This is a genomic window from Synechococcus sp. A10-1-5-9 (genome assembly GCF_047716785.1).
In the GTDB taxonomy this organism is placed as follows: Bacteria; Cyanobacteriota; Cyanobacteriia; order PCC-6307; family Cyanobiaceae; genus Synechococcus_C.
Map to the genome: position 1 here is coordinate 1,587,986 of NZ_CP180406.1, position 26,361 is coordinate 1,614,346.

Annotated in this window: 20 protein-coding genes; 12 read left to right on the forward strand and 8 right to left on the reverse strand. The window is 58.1% G+C overall.

The window, feature by feature from the left end:
- The first annotated feature begins 98 nt into the window (after positions 1-98).
- The 4 genes from ACLM45_RS08765 to ACLM45_RS08780 are packed head-to-tail and all read left to right on the forward strand — an operon-like array spanning position 99 to position 6,429.
- The gene (locus ACLM45_RS08765; RefSeq protein ID WP_415408828.1) at positions 99-1,217 is read left to right on the forward strand and encodes an efflux RND transporter periplasmic adaptor subunit; all 1,119 of its coding nucleotides are present in this window, start codon (positions 99-101) and stop codon (positions 1,215-1,217) included.
- 7 nt (positions 1,218-1,224) lie between these two features.
- Positions 1,225-4,515 carry an efflux RND transporter permease subunit gene (locus ACLM45_RS08770; protein WP_415408829.1) on the forward strand — a complete coding sequence of 1,097 codons (3,291 nt, stop codon included), beginning with the start codon at positions 1,225-1,227 and terminating at the stop codon, positions 4,513-4,515.
- Positions 4,490-5,449, forward strand: a complete 960-nt coding sequence (locus ACLM45_RS08775; protein WP_006042572.1) for an alpha/beta fold hydrolase — start codon at positions 4,490-4,492, stop codon at positions 5,447-5,449. Before ACLM45_RS08770 ends, ACLM45_RS08775 begins: the two co-directional genes overlap by 26 nt.
- Entirely contained in the window at positions 5,446-6,429 is a 984-nt protein-coding gene (locus ACLM45_RS08780; RefSeq protein WP_415408830.1) for a hypothetical protein, read from the forward strand. The genes ACLM45_RS08775 and ACLM45_RS08780 overlap by 4 nt, the downstream gene beginning before the upstream one ends.
- A gap of 21 nt (positions 6,430-6,450) precedes the next feature.
- Here ACLM45_RS08780 and ACLM45_RS08785 read toward each other — a convergent pair whose 3' ends face one another.
- Both ACLM45_RS08785 and mgtE read right to left on the reverse strand, forming a co-directional pair.
- The gene (locus tag ACLM45_RS08785; protein WP_415408831.1) at positions 6,451-7,518 is read right to left on the reverse strand and encodes an RpoD/SigA family RNA polymerase sigma factor; all 1,068 of its coding nucleotides are present in this window, start codon (positions 7,516-7,518) and stop codon (positions 6,451-6,453) included.
- 52 nt (positions 7,519-7,570) lie between these two features.
- Entirely contained in the window at positions 7,571-8,980 is a 1,410-nt protein-coding gene (gene mgtE / locus ACLM45_RS08790) for a magnesium transporter (RefSeq protein WP_415411393.1), read from the reverse strand.
- A 137-nt stretch (positions 8,981-9,117) separates the two neighbouring features.
- On the opposite strand from mgtE, the gene ACLM45_RS08795 reads away from it, so the two are divergent.
- On the forward strand, positions 9,118-9,597 hold the full coding sequence (locus ACLM45_RS08795) for a glutathione peroxidase (protein ID WP_038005277.1): 480 nt from the start codon (positions 9,118-9,120) through the stop codon (positions 9,595-9,597).
- Here the strand turns inward: ACLM45_RS08795 and ACLM45_RS08800 are convergent.
- Genes ACLM45_RS08800 through gyrB form a run of 4 tightly spaced genes read right to left on the reverse strand, consistent with a single transcriptional unit; the run spans position 9,563 to position 12,671 of the window.
- On the reverse strand, positions 9,563-9,979 hold the full coding sequence (locus ACLM45_RS08800; RefSeq protein WP_415408832.1) for a fluoride efflux transporter FluC: 417 nt from the start codon (positions 9,977-9,979) through the stop codon (positions 9,563-9,565). The genes ACLM45_RS08795 and ACLM45_RS08800 overlap by 35 nt on opposite strands.
- A complete protein-coding gene (locus ACLM45_RS08805; RefSeq protein WP_415408833.1) occupies positions 9,972-10,373 on the reverse strand; it encodes a fluoride efflux transporter FluC in 402 nt (133 codons plus the stop codon). Before ACLM45_RS08805 ends, ACLM45_RS08800 begins: the two co-directional genes overlap by 8 nt.
- A complete protein-coding gene (locus ACLM45_RS08810; RefSeq protein WP_415408834.1) occupies positions 10,366-10,704 on the reverse strand; it encodes an SH3 domain-containing protein in 339 nt (112 codons plus the stop codon). The genes ACLM45_RS08805 and ACLM45_RS08810 overlap by 8 nt, the downstream gene beginning before the upstream one ends.
- Positions 10,704-12,671 carry a DNA topoisomerase (ATP-hydrolyzing) subunit B gene (gene gyrB / locus ACLM45_RS08815; protein WP_415408835.1) on the reverse strand — a complete coding sequence of 656 codons (1,968 nt, stop codon included), beginning with the start codon at positions 12,669-12,671 and terminating at the stop codon, positions 10,704-10,706. Before gyrB ends, ACLM45_RS08810 begins: the two co-directional genes overlap by 1 nt.
- 117 nt (positions 12,672-12,788) lie before the next feature.
- Between gyrB and miaA the strand changes: the two genes are divergently transcribed.
- The 3 genes from miaA to ACLM45_RS08830 all read left to right on the forward strand — a co-directional run bounded on the left by miaA (position 12,789) and on the right by ACLM45_RS08830 (position 16,072).
- Positions 12,789-13,721, forward strand: a complete 933-nt coding sequence (miaA, locus tag ACLM45_RS08820) for a tRNA (adenosine(37)-N6)-dimethylallyltransferase MiaA (RefSeq protein ID WP_415408836.1) — start codon at positions 12,789-12,791, stop codon at positions 13,719-13,721.
- Positions 13,722-13,778: 57 nt separating this feature from the next.
- The gene (gene infC / locus ACLM45_RS08825) at positions 13,779-14,432 is read left to right on the forward strand and encodes a translation initiation factor IF-3 (protein WP_415408837.1); all 654 of its coding nucleotides are present in this window, start codon (positions 13,779-13,781) and stop codon (positions 14,430-14,432) included.
- An 83-nt stretch (positions 14,433-14,515) separates the two neighbouring features.
- Entirely contained in the window at positions 14,516-16,072 is a 1,557-nt protein-coding gene (locus ACLM45_RS08830; protein WP_415408838.1) for a glycosyltransferase family 4 protein, read from the forward strand.
- Here ACLM45_RS08830 and ACLM45_RS08835 read toward each other — a convergent pair.
- Complete coding sequence (locus ACLM45_RS08835; RefSeq protein ID WP_415411394.1) at positions 16,059-16,865, reverse strand: dienelactone hydrolase family protein; 807 nt, start codon at positions 16,863-16,865, stop codon at positions 16,059-16,061. The genes ACLM45_RS08830 and ACLM45_RS08835 overlap by 14 nt on opposite strands.
- A 79-nt stretch (positions 16,866-16,944) precedes the next feature.
- Between ACLM45_RS08835 and ACLM45_RS08840 the strand changes: the two genes are divergently transcribed.
- Genes ACLM45_RS08840 through ACLM45_RS08850 form a run of 3 tightly spaced genes read left to right on the forward strand, consistent with a single transcriptional unit; the run spans position 16,945 to position 19,765 of the window.
- Positions 16,945-17,934, forward strand: a complete 990-nt coding sequence (locus ACLM45_RS08840; RefSeq protein WP_413331159.1) for a GntR family transcriptional regulator — start codon at positions 16,945-16,947, stop codon at positions 17,932-17,934.
- 55 nt (positions 17,935-17,989) lie between these two features.
- Positions 17,990-18,751: a serine O-acetyltransferase gene (gene cysE, locus ACLM45_RS08845; RefSeq protein WP_006042585.1), complete on the forward strand. Its 762-nt coding sequence runs from the start codon at positions 17,990-17,992 to the stop codon at positions 18,749-18,751.
- A gap of 6 nt (positions 18,752-18,757) precedes the next feature.
- Positions 18,758-19,765: a hypothetical protein gene (locus ACLM45_RS08850; protein ID WP_415408839.1), complete on the forward strand. Its 1,008-nt coding sequence runs from the start codon at positions 18,758-18,760 to the stop codon at positions 19,763-19,765.
- On the opposite strand, the gene secA is transcribed toward ACLM45_RS08850, so the two are convergent.
- Entirely contained in the window at positions 19,762-22,620 is a 2,859-nt protein-coding gene (secA, locus tag ACLM45_RS08855; protein WP_006042587.1) for a preprotein translocase subunit SecA, read from the reverse strand. The two genes, ACLM45_RS08850 and secA, sit on opposite strands and share 4 nt — an antisense overlap.
- A 534-nt stretch (positions 22,621-23,154) precedes the next feature.
- Between secA and ACLM45_RS08860 the strand changes: the two genes are divergently transcribed.
- On the forward strand, positions 23,155-26,127 hold the full coding sequence (locus ACLM45_RS08860; protein WP_415408840.1) for a 5'-nucleotidase C-terminal domain-containing protein: 2,973 nt from the start codon (positions 23,155-23,157) through the stop codon (positions 26,125-26,127).
- Positions 26,128-26,361 lie beyond the last annotated feature (234 nt).

Sequence of the window (26,361 nt, forward strand, 5' to 3'; positions counted from 1 at the left end):
GAGCAAGTCCCATCAACCAACGCTTGCCAAAGCACAAACACAACAACCGACGGCCCAAGAAAAAACCAGTAGGTTCCGAGCAGCTGGGACATCACACTGTGCGGCGAACACTGGCGCTGACCCTCACCACTGCAACGTTGCTGGCTGCCTGTGGAGCGCCCAAGCCAGAGGCAGGACAAATCCTGACGGTCAAGACGGCCCGTATCGCCGAAGCCAACTTCCAGCCGAGCATTGAAGCGATCAGCATGCTGGAATCCACCACCACAGTGTCGCTAAGACCTGAAACCGATGGTCGTGTCGTGAAGGTGCTGGCCAAAGACGGTGAACGGGTAGAGGCCGGGCAGCCGATCCTCGAGCTCGACAATGTGCAACAGAGTGCAGCTCTGAACGCTGCCCGGGCCCAAGCGCGCACCGACAAGCTCAACGCCGAGCGCTACGAGTTTCTCTTCAAGAACGGGGCCTCTTCCGCCAAACAGCGTGATCAGTACGTCACCCAGGCGATCTCCTCCCGCGACAAGGTCCTGGCCGATGCCGCCACCCTTGGCTACAAGTTTGTGCGCTCACCGATCGATGGCGTGGTTGGCGACCTCGACTCAGTCAAGCTGGGCGATTACGTAAAGGCCGGTCAAGCGATCACGGGCATCGTGGACAACTCCACCCTCTGGACCCTGATGCAGATCCCCGCCACGAGAGCGGGCGAAGTCAAAATCGGCCAGACCGTGAACGTGACCTCCCAGACCAATCCTCCGGTCAAAGGGGAAGGGGAAGTGTCCTTTATTTCCCCCTATTTCGGCGTCAGCGGCTCCAACAGCTCCCCCAACGCACTGATGGTGAAGGCCACCTTCCCCAATCTCACCGGCCAACTGAAGACCGGTCAGTTCGTGAAGAGTCAGATTGTCGTAGGGGAACAGCAGGCCCTAGCCGTGCCTGTGCAGGCGGTGTTCATGCAGGCTCAGCAACCTTTCGTTTACGTCACGGTTCCCTTGAGCCAGGCCCTGCCGAAGATCAAGGCCTCCGCCTCTGTTCCAGACAAGCAGAAGAAAAAGCTCGAGAAACTTCCCCCCACCACTCCGATCGTGGTGCAGAAACCGGTGCAACTGGGTGAGTTGCAGAACAATCTCTATCCCCTGAAGTCAGGACTGAAGAAGGGTGACACCGTCGTGGTGAGCAACACAGCCCTGCTGAGCAACGGCATTCCTGTGAAGACCGCGCACTGAACGATCCATGGCCTTCTCCGACAAGTTCATCAAGCGGCCTGTTCTCACTACGGTCTGCAGCATTCTGATCGTGCTGATGGGCGTGATCGCGATCCCCACCCTGCCGATCGCCAATCTCCCCAACATCGCCCCGCCCCTGATCCAGGTCACAGCCAGTTACGGCGGTGCCAATTCCCTGGTCACCGAACAAGCGGTGACCAATCCGCTTGAACAACAGATCAATGGAGTTCCTGGAGCCTCCTACATCTCCTCTACCAGCAACATGGAGGGGCAAAGCATTATCTCGGTCTACTTCGACGAGACCACCGACATCGACATCGACCAGGTGAACGTGCAAAACCGCGTATCCCTGGCGATGCCCCAGCTTCCCAGCCAGGTGTCGGATACGGGCGTCTCCGTGAAGCAGTCAACCCCTTCGATCCTGCTGGCTTATCAGGTGTCATCGACGGATGGCCAGTTCGATGCGGCCTATCTCAATGGGCTGGTGTATCAACAGCTGTATTACCCCCTGGAACGGGTTCCCGGCGTTGCCACAGTGAACATCCTGGGGGGAACCAACCCCGCCTACTGGCTGTTCATCGACCCCGACAAGCTCGCGGCGAACAATCTCACCGCCAACCAGGTGGTGGATGCTGTGCAAGCGCAGAACACGACCGCCATCGGTGGTCTGGTGGGAGGACCGCCCGCGTCCGGTGACCAGGCCTACACCTACCCGCTACTGGTGCAGAACAACGGCAATCTGCTCAGCCTGGAAGACTTCGAGAATCTGATCATCAGCCGCACCGAAACAGGCAATCTTCTGCTGCTCAAAGATGTGGGCGAGGTGCAATACGGCTTCAACAACTACACAACAGCAGCAGTTGATGTCTCGAACCACGACACGGTCTCCGTGGCGGTGTTCCAGACCCCGGACAGCAATGCTCTGGATGTGGCGAATGCCGTCGTGAAACAGATCGATGCCTTTGCCGCCACCGCGCCTCCAGGCGTGACCGTGTCGCAGGTGTACAACATCGGCCAGTTCATTGAGTCCTCCGTGGAGGGCGTTGTGGATGCTCTCGGCTTGGCGATCGTGCTGGTGCTGCTGATCCTGTTCATCTTTCTGCAGAACTGGAGGGCCACGGTGGTGCCCAGCCTGGCCATTCCAATTTCCCTGGTGGGCACCTTCGCCTTCATCAAGGTGTTCGGGTTCTCCATCAATCAACTCACCCTGCTTGGTCTGGTACTGGCCACAGGCCTAGTGGTGGACGACGCCATCGTGGTGATTGAAGCGGTGTCGAAGAACATCGAATCAGGCATGAAGCCCAGGCAGGCAGCGCTGGCGTGCATGGGAGAGCTGTTTGGCGCCCTCGTGGCCACGGCTCTTGTGCTGATGGCGGTGTTTGTTCCTGTGGCGTTCTATCCGGGAAGCATCGGCATCATCTACCAGCAGTTTGCGCTCACGATCGCCTTTTCAATCGCCATCTCCGCCTTCAACGCCCTCACCTTCTCGCCCATGCTGTCGGGCCTGATCCTCAAACCGGGTGAGACCGCTCCGCCGAAGGGCTGGATCTGGCCCGTGGCCGGAGTGATCGTTGGTCTGGCCTTCGGACGTTTCAGCTCCGCCGCCTTCGGCAACTGGACTTATGTTCTGGGCGTGGTGGTGGGAGGCATCGCAGGAGCGAACCTTTCCTTGATCTTCAGGGTGTTCAACACCAATTTCTCCCGGCTCCAGAACGGCTACGCCCGGCTCATCCGCACCTTGATCAAGGCCCGGCGCTGGGTGATGGTGACCCTGGCCGGCGGCATTGTGCTCACGGTTTTGGCCTTCACGGCCCTTCCCTCAGCGTTCATTCCCGATGAAGACCAGGGCTATCTGGCCGGCTTCTACCAGCTGCAGAACGGTGCATCGCTCAGCCAGACCGAAACAATGGCCAAGCAGATTGCGGCAATCCTCAAAGAAGAAAAGGATGTGCTCAATGCCAACGTTGTCAGCGGTTACGGCTTCAACGGGTCCAGCCCCGACCAGGGAACGATCCTGATCGGTCTGAAGCCGCTCAGCGAACGACCTGGTGCAGCGAACAATTCCTTCGCCATCGCTGATCGACTGAACGCCAAGCTCTCGTCATTGAGCAGCGGCTTGGCAGTTGTAGGCCAGCCTCCTGCCGTTCCAGGGTTCTCAGCCCAAGGTGGTTTTTACTTCCAGTTCAACGATCTCACCGGCAATTACAGCTTCAACCAGCTCGATGATCAGGCGCAGACGCTGATCAAGGCCGGAAAAGCCAGTGGTAATTTTTCGAGTCTGTACACCCAGTTCATTCCCAGTGCCCCGGCCTTCGGACTGAAGGTGGATCGGGCCGTGATGGGAGCGCTGAATGTGGATTACAAGGAGGCAATGAGCACGATCGCCGTACTGGCCGGTGGCTCCTACACGGGCCTCACTTACGAGAATGGACAGGTGCGGAATGTGTACGTACAGGCCGGCGAAGAGCGGCGCGACACCGTTGAAAAAATTCTCAGCTATTACGTGAAAAATCGCGATGGCGATCTCATCCAGGTGTCACAGTTCGCCAAGTCGGAACTGTCAAGTGCACCGCCGATCATCAGTCACTACAACCTCTACCGCACCGTTTTGATTCAGGGTGCCCAGGCAGTCGGCAAAAGCTCCGGGCAAGCTCTGAGTTCAATTCAAGCCTTGTTTAAAAAAGAGAACTTCAACAACATCGGCTACGCCTTCACGGGCCTTGCCGCCCTGCAACTCTCAGCCGGCAGCGCCAGTGTGCTCGTGTTCGGCTTCGGCATCCTGATCGTGTATCTGGTGCTCTCAGCGCAATACGAGAGCTACGTCACCCCGGTGATCATCCTGATGACCGTGCCCCTGGCCATGCTTGGCGCCCTGGTGTTCCTTGCCATCCGCTCCATCGACCTCAACATCTACGCCCAGGTTGGACTCGTAACCCTGATTGGTCTAGCAGCCAAAAATGGCATCCTGATTGTTGAGGTGGCCGAGCAACACCTCGAGGAGGGCATGAGTGCCAGCGATGCAGTGATTGCATCAGCTGAATCAAGACTGCGGCCGATCCTGATGACGGCCATCGCTGCTCTCGCGGGCTTTCTACCCCTGGTGGTGGCCAACGGCGCCGGCGCTCAAAGCCAGCAATCCCTGGGCACCGTGATTTTCGGCGGATTGGTGGTCGCCACCGTGCTCTCCCTCGGCGTGGTGCCGCCTTTCTATGTGGTGATCAAGGGTCTGGAAGAACGCTTCTTCGGCAGAAAACAAGGAGACGGTGATGAGGATGAATCCTTTGCCAGTGCCACCTGACTCGGCCCACTGGACCTGGCAGCAGCCCGATGGCTGCGATCTCGACGTGGCCTGGTGCCGGCAGGGCCAAGACAACAGTGCATCGCCGGCTGTGGTGCTGGTGCATGGTTTCGGTGCCAGCAGCGGCCACTGGCGTCACACCATGCCGTCGCTGGCAGAGCGAACCCCCACCTTCGCCCTCGATCTGATCGGCTTCGGCGGCAGCAGTCAGCCAAGGGCCGTGCTGCCCAGCGATCCCGATGCCGACCTCCAGGCACCGAGCGATGAAGCGCTTGTGTATGGCTTCGATCTCTGGGCTGAGCAGGTGGAGGCCTTCTGCCGGCAGATCGTGCAGCGCCCGGTGCTGCTGGTGGGCAATTCGATCGGCGGTGTAGTGGTGCTTCGCGCAGCCCAACGGCTGGGGGTGCACTGCAAGGGCGTGGTACTGATCGACTGCGCCCAGCGGCTGATGGATGACAAACAGCTGGCCAGCCAACCGGCCTGGATGGCTTGGATCCGGCCGTTGCTGAAAGCCCTGGTGAGCCAACGCTGGCTGAGCACAGCTCTGTTCCGCAACGCGGCCAGGCCCCGGGTGATCCGCAGCGTGCTCGGCCAGGCCTACCCGAGCGGAGCCAATGTTGACGACCAACTGGTTGACCTGCTGTACCAACCAACGCAGCGACCCGGGGCCGCCGAGGCTTTCCGAGGCTTCATCAACCTCTTCGATGACCACCTGGCTCCAGAGCTGCTGGCGAACCTTGAACAGCCGGTGCATCTGATCTGGGGGGAACGGGATCCCTGGGAACCCGTGGCAGAAGCCCGCGATTGGGCTGAGCGCTTTGCCTGCGTCGAATCACTCACGGTGCTTCCTCTGGTGGGACACTGTCCGCACGACGAAGCACCGCAGGCTGTCAACGACCGGTTGCTGGAGATTCTCCAGGCGCAGGGAGCATGACCGACACCACCACCCAGGCTCGCCTGGATCAACTGGCTGTCCAGTGGAACGAAGCGGAAATTCCCCGACCATCCCTCGACCGTTGGCTCGCGCAATTTGAAGCGGACGACCACAGCATCGCCCTGCGGCTGCTGGAGTGCATCGAGATGCACAGCTGGGCCAGGCTGCTGCGTGAATGCCGGCTGCTCCACCAACGGCTTTGCAGGGATCTGGCCAGCGATGGCTTTGACGTGGCCAGCTTCCATGACATCGACTTCACGCGAGTCTTCGTGTGCAAAAGCGGTGATCTGATTGCCTACGCCTATCGCAAGGCCAACCGCTTGCCGGTGACCTGTTTCCGCAGCATGGAGTCCTTACTGGCCCATCCGCCAGAAGACCACGAACGTCGGGTCCTGGTGGTGCTGGATGACTACATCGGCACCGGATCGCAGTTCCTGTTTCATTTCCTGGCGCGGAAACCGGCCCATCTCAACCTGCTGCAGCGCTACGCCAAGGTGCGGGTCGGGGCGATCGTGGTACACGACGATGCTCGGCACAAATGGAAGTTGCTACAGCACCGCTGCTTCCACGATGTGATGGCCATTGAAGAGCGAGAGCTGGCCTGCATCGATTTCTCTGGCGAACGGGAGCAACTCATCGAGGCCTTGGCTCAGCTCGACTGGACCAATTGCGGATTAGTGGCAGCCCAAAAAGACTTTCCCGTCACCGCCCATCCCTGCCTCACACAAAACGAACGGCGTTCCTTGCAGCACTTCCTCAGGAAGCAACAACAAAAGGATGGAACCGGCACCACCGAATTTCTGTTGGGCCACCACTCATTTTTTTATGGAGCTCCGAACGCTCTAGCCCGAGTGCTCCTCCCCCTGTTCAAACGGGTGGAGGATTTCACCGCTTACGACAACAGCACTCTGGTGGGATTGCCCGCAGCGATCATCGATTACGACATCGACAATGTTCAGGCAATCTCTTATCTCAGTTGAAACCGAAGCGAGGAGGAATCCTCAGCAAGCGACATACGCCTCAACTTGATCACTGAGACGGCGCAGTCCAGCGAGACCATCTCGCTCAAGATTGCGAACGCGATCCCGGCTGATTCCGATGACACGGCCGATGCCGGTGAGACTCATCGGCTCCTCGCCATCCATCCCATACCGCATCCGCAGCACACGCTCCTGCAATTCAGGCAGTTGGCCCAGCAGATCCCTCAGATCTCCCTTCAGGCACTCGCCCTCCACCTGCTCACTCGGCAGTTCTCCATCGCCAGCCAGCAGATCCAGCAGCTCCGTATCATCTCCATCCCCAACCTTCATCTCCAGGCTCACTGGCTGACGGGCACGGCACATCAGCTCTTTCACCTCATCCTCCGGCAACTCCACAAATGACGCCAACTCCGTCACTGATGGCGTTCGCCCCAGTTCCTGGCTCAACTCACGCTGACCTTTCTTCAGTTTGTTCAGCATCTCGGTGATGTGGATCGGCAGCCGGATCGTCCGGCTCTTCTCCGCAATTGCCCGGGTGATTCCCTGACGGATCCACCAGTACGCATAGGTACTGAACTTGTAGCCCCGCGTTGGGTCGAACTTCTCCACACCACGCACCAGGCCGATCGTCCCTTCCTGGATCAGATCCAGCAGCTCCATATTCCGCTTCGTGTATTTCTTCGCGACGCTCACCACAAGCCTCAAGTTGGCCGCCACCATCCGCTCTTTGGCGCGGCGACCGGCCTGCAACTTGCGCTTCAGTTGCACAGCACTCAATCCCGCAGCCTTGGCCAACTCCGCTGCAAGCACCGATTCACCACCGCGTTTCTCCTGCAACTCGGCTTCCACGGACTCCAGCTCCATCAGCTCCTGCACCTGACGGCCCAGGGTGATCTCCTGCTGATGACTCAACAACGGCACACGACCGATATCACGCAGGTAGGAGCGCACCAGGTCAACATCTGTGCCGGATGGGCGAGACGCAGTCGTCTTTGCAGGACTGCTCTTAGGTGACTGATTTTTTGAGGAAACCGTCTGAAGGACGAGTGTCGAAACAGGGACGGAAGCTTCGGCAAGGGCGGGGGCCATAGTGCTTCGTTTAGTTGTGTGAAGCGTACTCCTAAGAAACGTAAACGAGCTCTCAGAAAAGGGTTGCCGCCAAGAAATGAGCAGAAATACCTGTGGACTGAAGCAGCTGGGGCATATGCACGAGCAACCACTGCGCTGTTTTTAAATAGATCAGGGTTCCCACCACATCCGTGCAGGTGGTGATGAAGGGTGTGGACATCAAGGCCGGATCCAACCCCATCCGATCGAAGAGCAACGGGAAGCCTGCTCCAGCCGTGGCGGCCAGGGTGGTAATCGCCAGAAGGCTGGTTCCCACCGAAAGGCCCACCAGCGGACTCTCGCCTCGCCACCAGGCAAAGGGCACCACCAAGATCATCATCAGTAATCCCAACAGCAATCCCGCCGTGGCCTCACGCACGACAGCCTTGATGCGCCCGAGAGAGGCAATGCTCTGGGTGCTCAAGCCGCGGATCACCACAGTGGAGCTCTGGGCACCCACATTGCCTCCGGTGCCAGCCAAGAGTGGAATAAATGCCGCCAGCAGCACCACCTCTTTAAGCACCTGCTCATTGAGAGCAATCACTTCCGATGTAAAGAAGCTGGCCACCACCAGCACCGACAGCCACACCACCCGGCGCCGGGCCACGGTGAACAGATTGCTCTGGAAATAATCGTCTTCATCCCCGGCTTCCACAGCACCGGCGGCATAAAGGTCGCGGGTGGCCTCCTGCTCGATCACATCGATCACGTCATCCACGGTGACGATCCCCACCAAGCGTCGCTCACGATCCACCACCGGCACTGCCAGAAAGTCGTAACGCTGAATCGCCCGCGCCACGTCTTCCTGATCCGTGTCAGTGCCCACGCTCACCACCTCCCGAGTCATCACATCACCGATCCGGTCTTCAGGGTCGGCTGTGACCAGATCACGTAGCGACAGGATGCCCGTGAGATGACGCTCCCCATCGGTCACATAAAGGCTGTAGATCGTTTCGGTCTGACGCGCCCGGCGTCGAACGATCGTGAGGGCCTGGGCCGCACTGTGAAAATCTTTGAGATCGATGTATTCCGTCGTCATCAGACGGCCGGCGGTTTCCGGGGCATAGCCCAGCAACTGGGCGGTGACTTTGCGCTCCGCAGGACTGAGCTCCGCCAGGAGACGCCGCACCACCTTGGCGGGGAGTTCATCGAACAACCGAACCCGGTCATCCGGAGACATCTCCTCGACCAGCTCCAACACCTCGCCGGAGCGCAGCCGTTCCAGAAGGCTCTGCTGCACCGCTGGATCGAGATACTCGTACACCTCGATCGCTTCATCCTTGCTGAGCAGCCGGAAGGCCAGGGCCTGAAGGGTGCGCGGCAGGCTGCCGATCGCTTCGGCGACGTCCACGGGCTGCACTGGCGCCAGCAGCATTTTGACGCCGTCGTAATTGCCCACGCTGAGCATGGATTCCAGCTGACGGGTCACCACCTCCGCCAGCATCGGATGGGCCAGCGTCGTTCCACTGCCGGCATTGAGAGTGCGGCTGTCCGGTGCTTGATCCATGCCCCGTACCCAGCAAATCCAAGTGTATGTCGATTCCAGAGGGTTATCGTCTGCGCCGAATGCTTCGTTCAGCCATGGCTCCCAGCGTCAGCAACGTGTCCGTCCGTACCCCAGACGGCAGTGAAAAATCCCTCGGCAGCTATGCAGGCCAAGTGCTGTTGATCGTGAATGTGGCCAGCCGCTGCGGATTCACCAAGCAGTACGCCGGTCTGCAGAGCCTGCAGGACACCTTCGGGCCCCGCGGCCTGCAAGTGCTGGGCTTCCCCTGCAACGACTTCGGCGCCCAGGAGCCCGGCACCCTCGACGAGATCAAGAGCTTCTGTTCCACCACCTACGGCGCCAGCTTCGAGCTGTTCGACAAAGTGCATGCCACCGGCAGCACCACCGAGCCTTACACCACCCTCAACCAGACCGAGCCGGCCGGTGATGTGGCCTGGAATTTCGAAAAGTTCCTGGTAGGCAAAGACGGCACAGTGCTTGCACGCTTCAAGAGTGGCGTGGCCCCTGAGGACGCCGAACTCAGCGCCGCGATTGAAGCGGCTCTGCAGGCCTGAGCCAGCGGGCGCTCACGCCGCGGCCAAGCACAAGCCCAAGGGCTGCGCCACCCAGGCCCAGCCCGAGGGTGGCGCCGATCAGACCGATGGCGGCCGCAGCTTGCCCCGCTGCGATCAAACTCACACAATCCACCATCCAGCTGCTGAAGGTGGTGAGCGATCCACAGAAGCCGATCCCGATCAGCAGCTGCAGCCGCGGCCGAAAGGGAAGCCCAAGCAGTAACCCCAGCACAAGCGATCCGAGCACATTCGCCAGCAGGTTGCGATCTGGTGCCAACACCGACAGCTGCCAACGCAATAAAGCCCCGGGAATGGCACCAAGGGCTACCAGCAGCAATTCCTGTATCTCCTGACGGGCCGTAGGCTGGAATTGTTCAGCCATGAGCCAATCCCAGGCCGTAGCCAGCAGCAGCCACCAACAGACCGGCCAGCACTGAACCGGCCGTGAGCAAGAGCGCTTCACCCCACTGGCGATCCCGCAGGGTGACCAGCACCTCTACAGCAAAGGTGGAGAAGGTACTGAGGCTTCCGAAGAAACCAACGCCGATCAAAAGAATCAACGACGACGTCGAGCCAGGAGGAGTGCAGCGGACGGACGGCTGCAATCCCAGCACAAGGCCCAGAGCGAAGGCCGCCACCAGGTTCACCAGGAAGGTGCCCCAGTGCTTGCGAGGCACCATCGGCTCGAAGTGGTTCACCACCCGCAGACGCAACCAGGCACCGGGAACTGCACCCAGACCCACCAGAAGCGCCTGGGAGGGAACGATGTCAGCCATGAATCCAGCCCCGTTGCCGGTCGGTCACCCCAGGAAACGCTGGATGAGAGGACACCTGCACCTGAATCCAATCGCGGCCATCGGCGCTGCGCCAGTGACGCAACAGCTGCAGGGGGGTACCGATTTCCAAGCGACGCAGCGATGGAGCCGCCAGGCCAGGACCGGCTTGCAACAGACAGTCACTGCCGCTGAGCAGGGGCCCTTCGCCATCCTGACGGCGGATCTGGGGCAGACGCCGTTCGGCTCCACCAGCCGGCAGTGCTGCAGGACCGAGCAGGGCCACACCCAGCAGCCAGCCCCAGCGGAGCACGGAGGAAGCGGAACGCGGCATCAGATATCAAGGGCCGCCATATCGAGCTCGGCGCTGTGGGTTTCGATGAATTCGCGGCGAGGGGCCACCTTGTCACCCATCAGGATCGTGAAGATTCGATCGGCCTCCAGGGCATCCTCAATCTCCACCCGTTTCATGGTGCGAGTGGTGGGATCCATGGTGGTTTCCCAGAGCTGCTTGGGCATCATTTCACCAAGTCCCTTAAAACGCTGGATGTTGTAGTTGGCTTTCTCGCCAAATCCTTCCAGAGTTTTCTGTAGCTCTGATTCGTTGTAGCAATAGGTGTGGTTCTTGCCGCGCTCCACTTTGTAAAGGGGCGGGCAGGCGATGTAGATGTAACCACCTTCCACAAGTTCTTTCTGGTAGCGATAGAAGAAGGTGAGCAAGAGGGTGCGGATATGCGCACCATCCACGTCAGCGTCAGTCATGATCACGACCCGGTGATAGCGCAGGTTTTTAACATCAAAATCCTCGCCTTTAATCCCGAGGCCTAGCGCCGTGATCAGGGACTGAATCTCTGTATTCTTGTAGATCTTGGCATCATCAGTTTTCTCAATATTGAGAATCTTTCCGCGTAGGGGAAGAATCGCCTGGAAGCGTCGATCACGACCCTGTTTGGCCGAACCACCAGCAGAATCACCCTCAACGATATAAATCTCCGATTCGCTGGGATCTCTGGAGCTGCAATCAGCGAGCTTGCCGGGCAGGGTTGAACTTTCCAGAACACTCTTGCGCCTCACCAACTCGCGAGCACGACGGGCGGCTTCGGCAGCATTGAACGCCTGAATCGCCTTCTCCAGGATCATGTCAATCACACCCGGATTGAACTCCAGGTACTGACTCAGAGACTCGCCCACCAGGCTGTCAACAATGCCGCGCACTTCGGTATTGCCGAGCTTGGTTTTGGTTTGACCCTCAAACTCCGGCTCGGGCACTTTCACAGACAGCACGGCCGTGAGGCCCTCGCGGATGTTTTCACCGGCGAGGTTGGAATCCGACTCCTTACGCTTGCCGCGCTTTTTGGCAAACGTGTTGAGCGTACGCGTGAGCACAGTTTTCAACCCCTCAATATGCGTTCCCCCATCAACCGTTCGAATGTTGTTGGCAAAACCCAGGATGCTGTCGGAATACGCATCCACACACCACTGCAACGCCGCTTCAACAGACACCCCGTCTTTCTCGGCATCCACATAAATGATCTCGGGGTGAAGGGCATCCTTCTCGGCGTTCATGTAGGCGACGTATTCCTTAATGCCGCCCTCGTAGAAATAGATCTCCTCGTGAGGATTGCCCTCGGCATCGCGGGCGTTCTCGCGCTCATCACGGAAAACGATGCGCACCCCACCATTGAGATAAGCCAGCTCGCGCAGACGAGCCGAAAGGGTGGCGTAATCAAAAACGATGCCGACGGTGAAAATCTCAATGTCGGGCTTGAAGCGCACGCTGGTGCCGGTGCGACCTTCCTCCTCGGCCGGCTGGGGCTCGGACACCAGGCTGCCGATCGGAGCACCCCGCTCAAAGCGCTGACGGTGCACCTGAGCCTGACGGCGCACGGTGACGTCCACCCATTCACTCAGGGCGTTGACCACCGACACGCCCACCCCGTGAAGGCCCCCGGATACCTTGTACCCACCGGCGCCAAATTTGCCGCCAGCATGCAGCACGGTGAGCACGGTTTCCAGAGCACTCTTGCCAGTGCGGGGGTGAACATCCGTTGGAATTCCACGTCCATTGTCGGTGATGCAAGCGGAGCCGTCCTCCCCCAGCACCACCTGGATCTCCGTGCAATGCCCCGCGAGGGCCTCATCCACCGAGTTGTCCACCACCTCATAAACCAGGTGATGAAGTCCACGCGGCCCTGTTGAGCCGATATACATGCCCGGCCGCTTGCGGACGGGCTCAAGGCCCTCAAGAACTTGAATCTGTTCGGCACCGTAGGCCGCTTGAACTTTCGCGGCTTCGCTCATGCGATTTAGGTCGGCCAGGCTTCCTGTCAGGCTGAATCTACCACCGGCGTGCCAGAGGCGCTCACAGAGGCCTCTGAGGCGTCATTTTTCCTGGGGGTGCACCCCCTTTGATGTGCGATGCCCCATACCAACTCTGAAGCGGAGGGCAGCAGCGATAGCAGCGCTCCCCTCGTGGTGGTGCTGCTTGGCCCCACCGCAAGCGGCAAAACCGCCCTGTCTCTGGACCTGGCGGAGCGATTCAATCTGGAGATTCTCAACGTGGATTCCCGCCAGCTTTATCGGGAGATGGATGTGGGCACGGCCAAGCCCAGCCCAGATCAGCAGGCGCGCATCCGCCACCATCTGCTCGACCTGCGTGACCCCGACCAACCCATCACTTTGCAGGAGTTCCAGCAGGAGGCACTGAAGGCTGTGAATCACAGCCTGACCAAGCGTGGCGCCGCTTTTCTAGTCGGCGGCAGCGGGCTCTATCTGAAAGCGCTCACCGGTGGGCTGCGTCCCCCCGCCGTGCCCCCCCAACCGGCACTGCGCAGGGAACTGGCGAATCTGGGCCAACCGGTGTGCCACCAGCTACTGACGCATGCCGATCCAGATGCGGCCATGCGCATCGCCAGCGCTGATGCGGTGCGTACCCAACGCGCTTTGGAAGTGCTCTATGCCACGGGAGCACCAATGAGCAGCCAGACCAGTGCCAGCCCACCGCCCTGGCGCGTGCTGGAGCTAGGCCTCAACCCCGCCGATCTGAAACAGCGCATCGGCCAGCGCACCCAGTCGCTTTACAGCGGTGGTCTTCTAGAGGAAACGCAACGCCTGCGGGAACGCTATGGCCCCGACCTGCCCCTCCTCCAAACCATTGGCTACGGGGAAGCCCTGCAAGTGCTCGATGGCACTCTGAGCCATCAAGCAGCAATCGCCCAAACCACCCGGCGCACCCAGCAATTCGCGAAGCGGCAACGCACCTGGTTCCGGCGCCAGCATCAGCCCCATTGGTTGCCCGATAACAATCCCCTGAGTGAAGCCGGACACCTGATCGAGGCGGGTCTAGGGTGAAGAATGCAACCGCAGCGGGTTCTCTTTCCAACGGCCCGCGGCCCCTTCCCTCACTGAATGCCACCACGTCCCCGTTTTGATCGCCGTGCTCCCGTCCGGGAGCTCCCCAACATCAACGACCGCATCAATTACCCCCAGCTTCGGGTGGTGGATGCCGACGGCACCCAGTTGGGAGTCATCGACAGGGAGAAAGCGCTGGAGGTAGCGCAGGAGAGGGAACTCGATTTAGTGCTGGTCAGCGAGAAGGCCGATCCGCCGGTATGCCGGATCATGGATTACGGCAAATACAAGTTCGAACAGGAGAAAAAAGCCAAGGAGGCCAAGAAGAAATCGCACCAGACCGAAGTCAAAGAGGTCAAGATGCGTTACAAAATCGATCAACATGATTACGACGTGCGTATTGGTCAGGCCCAGCGTTTCCTTAAAGCTGGCGACAAAGTGAAGTGCACGGTGATCTTTCGCGGTCGGGAGATTCAGCACACCGCTCTCGCAGAAACGCTGCTGCGGCGCATGGCCAAGGATCTCGAGGAACCTGCTGAGATCCAGCAACCCCCGAAGCGGGAAGGCCGCAACATGATCATGTTCCTCACACCGCGGAAGACCCCGCTGGCGAAAAAAGACGACAAAGAGCAGAGCGCCACCAGGGCCGTGCGCACGATCACGGCGCCGCCCCGGCCCACATCCGCCCGACTAACGAACAAACAGGGTTGAATCGAGAGGTACTCAGACCTGAGGCTTAATTATTTTCTGCAAGCTCCAAGGTGAATCAAGAAACATCACCCTTACCCCTTACTTTGCTGTTAAAACGTAATGCCTTTCAGCTCGATCCAAACAAGCCCTTGGGTCGTCAGTCAGCCGGAAAGTCATTCCTAGAAGCTTATCTCCATTACTCCGGCAATACGAATCACAGCCTGGTTGTAAAAAATCGATCTGACGCCGAATGGTTTCACAACGAAGCATGTTCAGTTCATGTCGACCCGCTCACGGAAGCAGTAAGCGAGGAGCAATGGGGGAATGCGGCGAGCACTACCGGCGCATTCCATGTTCCAGACCCCCGCATCAATAACTGGGCCTGGAAGCGGATGCCATGGGGAGACGGGGCCTACTCCATCATCGGCATTGTTCATACTCTCTGCAGCTACGGCGTTCAGTACGCGTTGGGTCAGTACGCCAGCGCACCCGTTCGGTCCTGGGATGCCCTGATCTGCACCTCCCAGGCAGCTCGCCAAGTCGTCGAGGGCTTCCTGGATCGTCAAGAAGCTTGGCTTCGAAGCCGAAATGAAGCCTGTCGCTTCGAACGGCCTCAACTTCCCGTGATCCCACTGGGCATCCACTCTGACGTCTGGGCACCTCCGGTGAGCAAAGCAGATGCCTGCCGAGCCTCCCGCAGCCGACTTGGAATTCGCCCAGAGGCCCAAGTTGTTCTCATCGCAGGCCGCCTGGACCTGCTCACAAAGTTTCATCCAGCACCACTGATTCAATGCCTGGGAGAGCTGCAACAAGAGCAACACCCCGAACTTGAACTGCTGGTGTACGGAGAGGCTCCAAATGATCGAATGCTCCAGCTTTGGAAAGAAGCCACAAGAGAGCTGGCCCCATCTCTAACAATTCACTGGGTGCCTGGCCGAGAGATTGACTTGGCCTGCCCTGTTCGCTGGGCTGCTGATGTCTTCGTCAGTTTGTCGGATAACCCTCAGGAAACCTTTGGAATCACTCCTTTGGAAGCGATGGCAGCAGAACTTCCCTGCCTCGTAAGCGACTGGAATGGTTACCGGGAAAGCGTGTTGCAGCCGGGCGAGAACGGCGAGGCCACTGGCCTGAGGGTCACCACACGAATGGTTTCGGGCCTTGGGGAGCACGAGGCACGGTGCTTGCTGATTCAAGAAAAGAACGAGTACAGCCAAATCATGGGACGCGTGGCCCAAGGCATTGCCGTCGACCCTGATCAGTTCAAAAGACACTTATCCACACTTCTTAACTTTCCGGACTTGCGCGCTGCCATGGGGGCTGCGGGACGCAGACGGGTGAAAGCGCACTACGAATGGCGGCACGTGATCGAACAATGGCGCTCTCTGATTACGGATCTGAGAGCACGACGTCATCAAGCCATTGGAATGGGACTGCAAACACCACCACAACTCCCCCCCTGGATGCCCAACACCAGCACAGCGTTTGGATGTTTTGCCAGCGAAGTCCTGCCCGCAAGCTGGGGGCCCACTCCCCCGGCTGCCGATGTTGAACGACACCTAATGAGAAACCGATTCCAGTCTTGGGACAAAGATTTGCTGAATCACAGCGATGCTCGACGGCGTGGCTGGTGGCTGAAGAATGGACTAATCAAGTTCCAATAGAGCCCAGCAGCACCTGCCAACCCTGCGCAGCAGCCTCCGGCTGATACGCAGCGCGCGCATCACACATGAAACCGTGATCGGCGTCGGGAAAGCTGACGCAACGCAACCTCGCACCGGACGGATCCGCCTGGCGCAGAGCTGATTCGATGGCATCCCGATCCACCTTGGGGATCAAAGGATCGTCCAAACCGAAAAGACAAGTGAGCTCCCCTTGCACCTGGGGCAGACTGTCCAGGGTGGGCGCACCACCTCCCGGACGGCCCTGCACCACACCGGCACCATAGAAATCGAAGGTTCTGGTTACCTCAGGCAGGGAAGCCATGAGCAGGGCCACATGCCCTCCGAAACAAAATCCCACCACAGTGATCTCCGCCTGAGGATCGTTGAGTTGTCTGCGCAGCCAACTGATCGCGGCCGTTCCATCGGCCAGAAGCGCAGCCGCGGTCGTGGCGATCTTGTGACCACGGCCTTCGGCCAGTTGCATCTCGCCATAGCTCAGATCGAGCTCTGGAGCCGTGCGGGCGAACAGAGGCATCGCCAGAGCAGGCACTCCCGTAGCGGCGATGCGATCAGCCACCGACCTCACCCAGGCGTTGACGCCAAACACTTCGGGCAGAACGAGAACAGCACGTTTTCGCTCCTGATATGACTCAGTTTCGTTACGGTTACGTGCATCCCGACCGACTGCACCTGTTTCGATTCCTTTGGGTGCCCACCAGCAGCGCAAGGGCACAGGCCCGTCATTGACGTAACACCAACCCCGCACTTGAGGCTCAGCCGAAGAAATTGGCATAAGGACACGGACCACCCGGACAATTGTCACCAGGCCATCCTGTCCTTAAGGTGGCCGCATTCAGACCTGGCCCACCGGCGTGCGATTCCACATCCAACAGGAAAGCGACATACCGGCATCGACCCAGCTCTACAACCAGATCTGCTTTGCCATTGCCGCCCGGCACTATCCGCCGGGACATCGCCTACCAAGCACCCGCCAACTGGCGATGCAGACCGGACTGCACCGCAACACCATCAGCAAGGTGTATCGCCAGCTGGAAACCGATGGAGTGGTGGAAGCCATGGCCGGCTCGGGCATCTACGTGCGCGACCAGCAGAAACCCCGGGAGATCCGCACGCCGATGACGCCACGCAACCGCGGGGTGACAGACCTCGACCGGGAGGTGCGCAAATGCGTTGACGGACTGCTGAACGCCGGATGCACCCTTCAGCAGACCCGGGATCTGCTCACCCGCGAGATCGACTGGAGGTTGCGCTGTGGTGCCCGGGTCTTGGTCAGCACTCCTCGGGAGGACATCGGCGCCTCAATGCTGATCGCTGAGGAACTCGAGCCAAGCCTGGATGTGCCGGTGGAGGTGGTGCCAATGGAGGAACTGGAGAGCGTCCTGGATAGCGCCAGCAATGGCACGGTCGTGACCAGCCGCTATTTCCTCCAGCCCGTGGAAGAACTCGCCAAGCGACACGGAGTGCGCGCCGTGGCGGTGGACCTCAACGACTTCCGGGCCGAACTAGCGATGTTGAAAGAGTTACGGCAGGGAAGCTGCGTGGGCCTGGTCAGCATCAGCCCAGGCATCCTGCGGGCCGCCGAAGTCATCCTGCACAGCATGCGCGGCAACGAACTGCTGCTGATGACCGCCACTCCAGACGTGGGCAGCCGCTTGCTGGCTCTGCTGCGGGCCTCCAGCCATGTGCTCTGCGATAAGCCCAGCCTGCCACTCGTTGAGCAAAGCCTGCGCCAGAATCGCTCCCAACTGATGCGCATGCCCCAGGTGCACTGCGCCGAGAGTTACCTGAGCGGCGACACGATCGAATTGCTGCGCAAGGAAATCGGTCTGCAAACCGCTTGATGAAGACCAACTGCCAAAATGACGCCCACGAGCGCTGAGGGCGCGGCGAGCAGGCATGTTGAACCACATCCGCGCCGACCTGGCGATCATTCGTGAACGGGATCCAGCAGCCCGTGGCCCCCTGGAGATCCTCCTCTGCTATCCAGGCTTTCAAGCCCTGAGCTTGCACCGGTTAAGCCACAGGCTCTGGCGCTCCAAGCTGCCCCTGAAACTGGCGGCCCGGCTGCTCAGCCAAATGGGACGCAATCTCACCGGTGTGGAGATCCATCCGGGCGCCAGAATTGGCCATGGCGTGTTCATCGACCACGGCATGGGCGTGGTGATTGGCGAGACTGCCGAAGTGGGTGATCGCTGCCTGCTCTACCAGGGGGTGACCCTTGGTGGAACTGGCAAGGAGCACGGCAAACGTCATCCCACTCTTGCCACCAACGTGGTTGTGGGGGCAGGCGCCAAAGTTTTGGGGGCAATCTCAGTCGGCCCCAACACCAGAATCGGCGCTGGGTCCGTCGTTGTCCGCGACGTGGAAGCCGACTGCACCGTTGTGGGAGTTCCAGGAAGGGTCGTCCATCAGAGTGGCGTAAGGATCAATCCATTGGCCCACTCCGCCCTTCCGGATGCCGAAGCCAATGTGATTCGCAACCTGATGGAGCGCATTGACCAACTGGAAGGACAGGTACGCAACTTGCAAGACCATCTCCGAGCCATCGCCACGATCAAGGGAGAGCCGATCATTGACAAGCGATGCGGCGAGGCTCAGAGCCTCAAAGATCGAGAAATTCTCGAATTCATTGGCGACCAATCAAATTCAACTTATTGACCGAGAATGTTTATTTTAGGCTGCCATCGATCGGGCACTTCTCTGCTCACAAACATACTCAAATCAGCACTTGAGCGTCATAACACTGAAGAAGCTAGAACCGCACAACAAACCATTGAATCAAATATCGACAATCCAGAAGGCCACCATGAAAGCGTTGCCATCGTTGACCTCAACGAACGATTACTGACAATCACGAATGCAAGCTGGAATCACCCATTCCTACTCACTCCCGACTGGACCGATCTCGAACACTATCTATCACTGAATGAAACGCGACAAACGCTGAGGCCATGGGCACTCAAAAGCAATTGGATTGACAAAGATCCGCGCTTATGTCTAACAAGAGAAGCCTATTTCCATCTCCTGCTCAAGGAAGTTCCATCGATAGCCATTATCAGACATCCCTTCGCAGTGGCCAACTCACTCCTGGCCAGAGACGGGATGCATTCCGACCGCGCTTTAGCACTCTGGATGTGCTACAACCATCATCTATTCAATAGCTGCAGAAGCCTGCCAAACGACGTTCTCAGCTTCGCATTTTTAAGGCATTATCCAAAAGAAAGCTCTCAGAGATTGAGCAATGCCGTGGCCAGCACGGCCACAATTCCAGACTGGGCGATCGAACAAGAGCTCGAGCAAAAGTTCGTCGGAGACCTCATCCGATCCAGACCGGACCAGCTTCTGTCAGATCGTGCTTCGAATTCACTACGCGAAAGCTGCATAACTCTTTACGATTTTTGCCAGAATGCATCGAAATCGAAACAAGAAATCCAAGACATTGCCAATGAATTCAAAACGCATTTTGCGGCAAACTTAGATGAATTAAATATAATTTTTCCTGCTAATAAGATTTCTGAAATAAAAACTATTCATTTAGAACGTTTAAACCTCGAAAACCAAAGACTGCACCAGGAGTTGCAACATTCGAGAACGAGGTACAGGCGAAAAGCCGTTGAGCTCATACGCTCAGCATCACATTGGCTGAACAGATCTCACAAGCAATCGCACTAAGCGATTGCTTCGGACACTGACTGTGGCTTCGCAGGCTGGAACATGAACATCGAATAGATCACGTTGCGGCGCATGTTGGTCATCATGTCGAGGAACATGTCATAGCCCTCGTTCTTGTATTCGATCAGGGGGTCTTTCTGGCCATAACCACGCAGGCCCACTGACTCACGCAGGGCATCCATCGATTGAAGATGCTCGCGCCAGAGGGTATCAATCTGCTGAAGGATGAAGAAGCGCTCAGCTTCACGCATCAGGCCAGGACGCTGCTGTTCAATCTGGCCTTCCTTGAGGTCATAAGCATTACGCAATTGCTCCTGCAGAAAAGCTTTGAGCTCCTCCATCGACAATCCCTGGAGCTGATCAGGCTGGAGGTCGTCGAGCAGATACACGAACTCCTGCACCTTGCTCACCAGCTGGGTCACATCCCATTCCTCTGGAGGCAGGTCCGGATTCACATAGGCCTCAACGATCTCGTTCATAGTGCGCTCGCCGTAGCCAATCACCTGCTTCTTCAGTTCGCGACCCTCCAGCACCCGGCGCCGTTCGGTGTAAACAGCCTTGCGCTGATTGTTCATCACCTCGTCGTACTCGAACACCTGTTTACGAATGTCGTAGTAATACGTCTCGACCTTCTTCTGAGCCCCCTCCAGGGAGCGGGTGAGCATGCCCGATTCGATTGGCATGTCTTCCTCGACCCGGAAGGCATTCATCAGTCCGGCCACCCGGTCCCCACCAAAAATGCGCAGGAGGTTGTCGCCCAGGGAGAGGAAGAAGCGGGTGGAGCCAGGGTCTCCCTGACGCCCGGCCCGACCACGCAATTGGTTATCCACCCGACGGGATTCATGGCGCTCGGTGCCGATCACGTGCAGACCACCGGCCTCCCGCACCCGTTGTTCTTCCTGCTTCACCACCTCGTCGTATTCCCCCTTCACCCGGGCGATGGCCGCGCGCAGAGCCGCAATCGCAGGATCGTCGGTGGGGGCCTTCTCCGCCGCCGTAGCGATGTGATCTTCCAGTTCAATCACCGTGAGTGCCCGGTCACCCCAGGCCTTCACCAGATCCCTGGCCAAATCGGCCAGAGCCTGATCAGTGCCCTCAGTGAGCTGGCAGGGATAGAGGCTGCCGATGGCACGGGCTTCGCTGGGGGCATGGCCATGGGGGCCACTGGCGGGGGCTGCCTTGGCAGCAAAACCTCCACCACCCTCAGCGCCGCTGCGTTGCAGAGGCACGGGCGGACGATGGCCCTCCTCCGGACGCACCAACCGAGACAGCAACACCTCGCGCAGTTTCAAGCGAGCCATGTAATCGCTGTTGCCACCAAGGATGATGTCGGTGCCACGACCCGCCATGTTGGTGGCGATGGTCACCGCCCCGGAGCGTCCGGCCTGAGCCACGATTTCGGCTTCCCGCTCCACATTCTCGGGTTTGGCATTAAGGAGGTTGTGAGGAATGTTCTCTTCTGCCAGAAGGGCACTGAGTAGCTCACTCTTCTCCACACTGGTGGTACCCACCAGCACTGGCCGGCCCTGCTGGTGCACCTCGGCGGTTTCCTTGGCCACGGCTCGCCACTTGGCCTCTTCCGTTTTGTACACCTGGTCCACCCAGTCCTGCCGGGCCCGGACCCGGTTGGTGGGCACGATGGTTGTTTCGAGTTTGTACGTCTTCTCAAACTCGGTTTCCTCTGTTTTGGCCGTGCCGGTCATCCCGGCGAGGCGGGGGTAGAGCAGGAAGAAGTTCTGGTAGGTGATGGACGCCAGGGTCTGGGTTTCGGGCTGAATCGGCAGGGCCTCCTTGGCCTCGATCGCCTGGTGCTGGCCATCGCTCCAGCGGCGTCCTGGCATGACGCGGCCGGTGAACTCATCGACGATGACCGCTTCGCCGTCGCGCACGATGTAGTTCACATCGCGGGTGAACAGATCCTTGGCCTTGAGGGCGTTGGTGATGTAGTGGGCCCAGGGATCCTGAGGGTCATAAAGATCGGCCACACCGATCATCTGCTCAGCCTTGGCAAAGCCCTCATCAGTAAGGGTGCAGCTGCGCTGCTTTTCATCCACTTCGTAATCACCCTCGGGATCGATCCCGTCCTTGCCCATCTCGGCCGCCCGGGTGAGTGCTGCAGCCACTTCCGCCGCCTTCTGATACTTCTCTTGAGGCCGCTCCACCTGACCAGAAATAATCAGTGGCGTTCGGGCTTCATCAATCAGGATCGAATCGACTTCATCGATCACGCAGTACTGGAACTGCCGCTGCACCACCTCATTGATGTCAGCAGCCATGTTGTCGCGCAGGTAGTCGAACCCGAGCTCTGAGTTGGTGGCATAGGTGATGTCGCATCCGTAATTACGGCGACGCTCGGCGGGGGTCATGTCCTGCTGGATCAGACCCACGGAGAGGCCGAGGAAACGATGCACCTGCCCCATCCACTCCGCATCACGGCGTGCCAAGTAATCGTTCACGGTCACCACATGGACACCGCGACCGGTCAGGGCATTGAGGAAGCTGGGCAGCGTGGCAACCAGCGTCTTGCCTTCGCCGGTTTTCATCTCAGCGATTTGCCCCTCATGCAGCACCATGCCGCCGATCAACTGCACATCAAAGTGGCGCATGCCCAGCACTCGCTTGCCAGCTTCTCGCACCACAGCGAAGGCCTCCGGCAGCAACTCATCAAGCACGGGTCGCTGATTTTCGAGGCTTCCGGCGTTATCAAGGCGCTGACGGAACTCGGCGGTACGCCGGCGCAGGTCCTCGTCGCTTAGAGGAGCCACCTCCTCTTCGAGGAGGTTGATATCGGACACGATCGGCTGATAGCGCTTCAGCTTGCGGGCATTGGGGTCACCCAGCAGCAGCTTGAGCATGGAAAGCGCTAAATCAACTGGGGGACAGCCTACTGAGGCCGCCAAGGGGCGATGCGCCGGCGATCCGTACCACTGGCTGCATCCCTACAAAGACAGGTGCCCGAACCTCTGCAGAGGCTTCAGGCAAGCGCTACACCGGCACTCATGACAGCCAGAAGCAGCATCGATCGAGGCGACGGATCAATCGGACCTATTAACGAAGGGTGAGCACCCTTCGGGATCGCAGGCAAATGATCAATCAGACATTCCTCACAGCTCTGCCAAAAAGCTTCTCGGAATTAAAACGTTGTCTTCAGCACGAGCCAAGCAAAATACGCACTTGAACTTGAAAACTAAATCTGCATTAATTCGATCACTTTTGAAAAAAATAAAAGAAGAGAATCAAGACAAAAGAAAAGTAATGATGTAGCGCAAGACACACGTTATTAATTGATTATCTCAATGATAAAAAAGGACAAAAAAACTTTAAACCAGCCTTAGCCGCAAATCAGACTCTCAATTTTAGGTTAAATATGTTATCGAATTAATTCTTTCATGGCTTCCGAGACAGGATCCCACGCCGTTGAAGAAAATTTCACCTTTGAGTTGTTTCACCTGGGCGATCAAGAGCCTCTCAATGTTGGAGGCCTGACTGATATCACAGGTGCATCGGCGGTCCTGAATGCCTTGAGAAATCAAGATCTCGGCAATGACGGCATTGAAGACAACACTCTGGTTCTTTCCTCTGGAGATATCTTCATCCCCGGGAACTTCTACAGCGCCTCGGAAGCCGCTTTCGGTTCCAGTGGCATCGCCAGCATCACCATTCAAAATCTGCTCGGCATTCAAGCCAGTGCACTCGGCAATCACGAATTTGATGATGGCACGGCCAATCTGGCAGGCCTGATCGATGGTTCAGCACCCGGCGAGATTCTGGGTGCTGATTACGCCGGAGCAGACTTCACATACCTGGCCACCAATCTGGACTTCAGCACCGATATCAATCTGGCACCCCTTGAAGTCGCCGCTGGACAGGCACCAATCCCACGCACCGTCACATCCTCGGTGGTGTTTGATGTCAACGGTGAGCAAGTCGGTGTCATTGGCGCCATCACACCCACCCTTGCATCTATTTCCAGCCCAGGAGATCTAGCCATCAGCCCTGGTGGTTTTGACACCAATCCAACGCCCGAACAGTTGGATGCTCTGGCCGCTGTAATTCAAGCCGGCGTTGATGAGTTGCTGGCAGCCAATCCCGGCTTGAACAAGGTTGTGCTGCTGTCACACTTCCAGCAAATCAGCATCGAGCAGGCCATTGCAGAACGGCTGACAGATGTTGACATCATTGTTGCCGGTGGATCCAATACTCGCCTCTTTGATAACAACGATCGCATTCGCGAAGGTGACACCAGCCAAGGCGAGTACCCCACCTTCATCACCAATGCTGGTGGAACGCAAACCGCATTAGTCAATACTGACGGCAGTTACAAGTACCTCGGACGTTTAGTTCTTGAATTCGATGCCGATGGCAACATCATTCCTGAGAGCTACAACCCCGAGGTGTCCGGTGCCTATGCCACTGATGCACAAGGCGTTGCCGATTTGGGCGCCGAAGATCTGGTCGATCCTGGCATTCAGGAGATTGTCGATACCATCGAAGAACAGATCATTCTTTCAGAATCCAATGTTCTCGGCAATGCTGATGTTTTCCTAAACGGCAACCGCTCTGGTGATTTCACCGCCGACAACACCGACGGAGTCCGCACCCAGGAAACCAACCTCGGCAATCTCACCGCCGATGCCAATCTGGCCGCTGCACAAGAGTTGGATGAAACCGTTGTTGTCTCCCTCAAAAATGGCGGCGGCATTCGCGCCTCCATCGGCGAATCAGTTGTGCCAGCAGGTGGGGGCGCTTTCGTACGAACTCCCAATCCGGAAATCGTCGATAGCAATGGAAACGTAGTGAAGCCTGAGGGCGGTATCAGCGAAAACGACATTGCTGCAACCCTCGCCTTCAATAACGGGCTCACCCTCCTGACACTGACGAAGCAGGAACTGGTGGATCTTCTCGATTACGGCGTTTCCATCCTTCCTGAGATTGGTGGACAGTTCCCACAGATATCAGGTGTCAAGTTCTCCTTTGATCAAGACGCTCCAGCAGGAAGCAAAATTCAGAGCGCCGCAATTGTTGACAGCGACAACAATCTCATTGCTGAACTCGTACGCGATGGTGCACTTGTCGGTGATCCCAACCAGGAATTCCGGACCGTCACTCTGAACTTCCTGGCCGAACCACGATTCGATGAAGAAACCGGTGCATTCATCGGTGGTGGTGATGGCTATCCATTCCCCAACATTGACGATCCTGCCATTGCAGCACGGGTGAATCCTGTCTTCCTGGAGCAAGAGGGAGTTCGCACCGGTGATGCCACCTTTGCCGATGACGGCACTGAGCAGGATGCTCTGGCCGAGTTTCTTCTCGATAACTTCGCCACAGCAGAAACCGCTTTCAACCAGGAAGACGTTGGTCCAGCCCTCGATGAGCGCATTCAAAACCTGGCATTCCGGGACGACACCGTTCTGGATAATGCCGAACCAGTCGTGGGTGAGATTTCAAGCAACGACAATGGAAGTGTTGTGGCAGTGACCCGGGGGGGTGACTTCAATTTCACAATTCGTGCCAATGCCAATGCCGCGGCAACGCAAGATTTGGTCGCAGTCTCCACCACTAGGGGAGAAAGCCGATCAATCATCCTCTCGACATTGGGAACAGCCTCAGGCACACCGGCTGGCTTCGACTTTGACTACTCATCAACAGAAAATCTGGAGGCAGACAGCTACAACTTTGCCCTACGCGATAGCATCACAGGGGATCTGAACTTCCTCACAGCAACAGCAGTAGATGATGGAGAATTTGAATTAAATGGCGATGGTATTGCGGTTACCACAACAACCGATCTTCTTTCCAGCACGACCGAAGAGTTGACGCTCTTGGGTGAAACCGCTGAAGCCATCGACTTGTCTGACTTGGCTAATCCCAGTGGAGACTTCACACTGCAGCTGGATGCGACCCTATTCCGTGAAGCAGCCTTCGACAATCAAGTGGGCTTCTATCTCGCCAATCGCGCTGGGAGCGTTCTTGATCCCTTGACCGGAGAAGAAGTGGCAACACTCGAGGGCGATCGTTCAACGTATCTCGATGCAGTCGTCAACAACACTTTGTTCTCCGGGCAAATTGCCAACAACAACAGTGGCGGCCTCGATACTTCTGAAGCGACGATCAGTGGCAACATCGACTTCAACGATGCAGTTCTCCTGCCCTTCCTGGTCAGAAACGGCACTTTGAGCGATGTCGCTTCGAACTTCAACAACCTCTATGTTGCACCAGCCAGCCTCAACGCTGACAACGGAACAGACCATATCCGCCTGCTGGGTGGCAACACCTTCGGGTTTGAAGATCAACGCAATGCTGGCGACTCTGACTTTGATGATGTGGTGGTAGTGATCAACAACCTCAACATCGTCTAAGCCGGTTCGTCGACAACAAAATTTGGGAAACCCACTGCCTGTGATGTCGATGTCCATCGCAGGCAGTTTTTGTGTCTTCAAGTCACCCCATGGCACAACGCATTGATTGAACAATGTCACCATCTCAACCGCTGCACACACTCTGCGGCGATTGTTGAGCATCAATGTGCGCGATCTGAGCCTCAACGTTCAACGACCGTGCCACAGCAAGGCCTGCACGCGACAAGGGAAGCA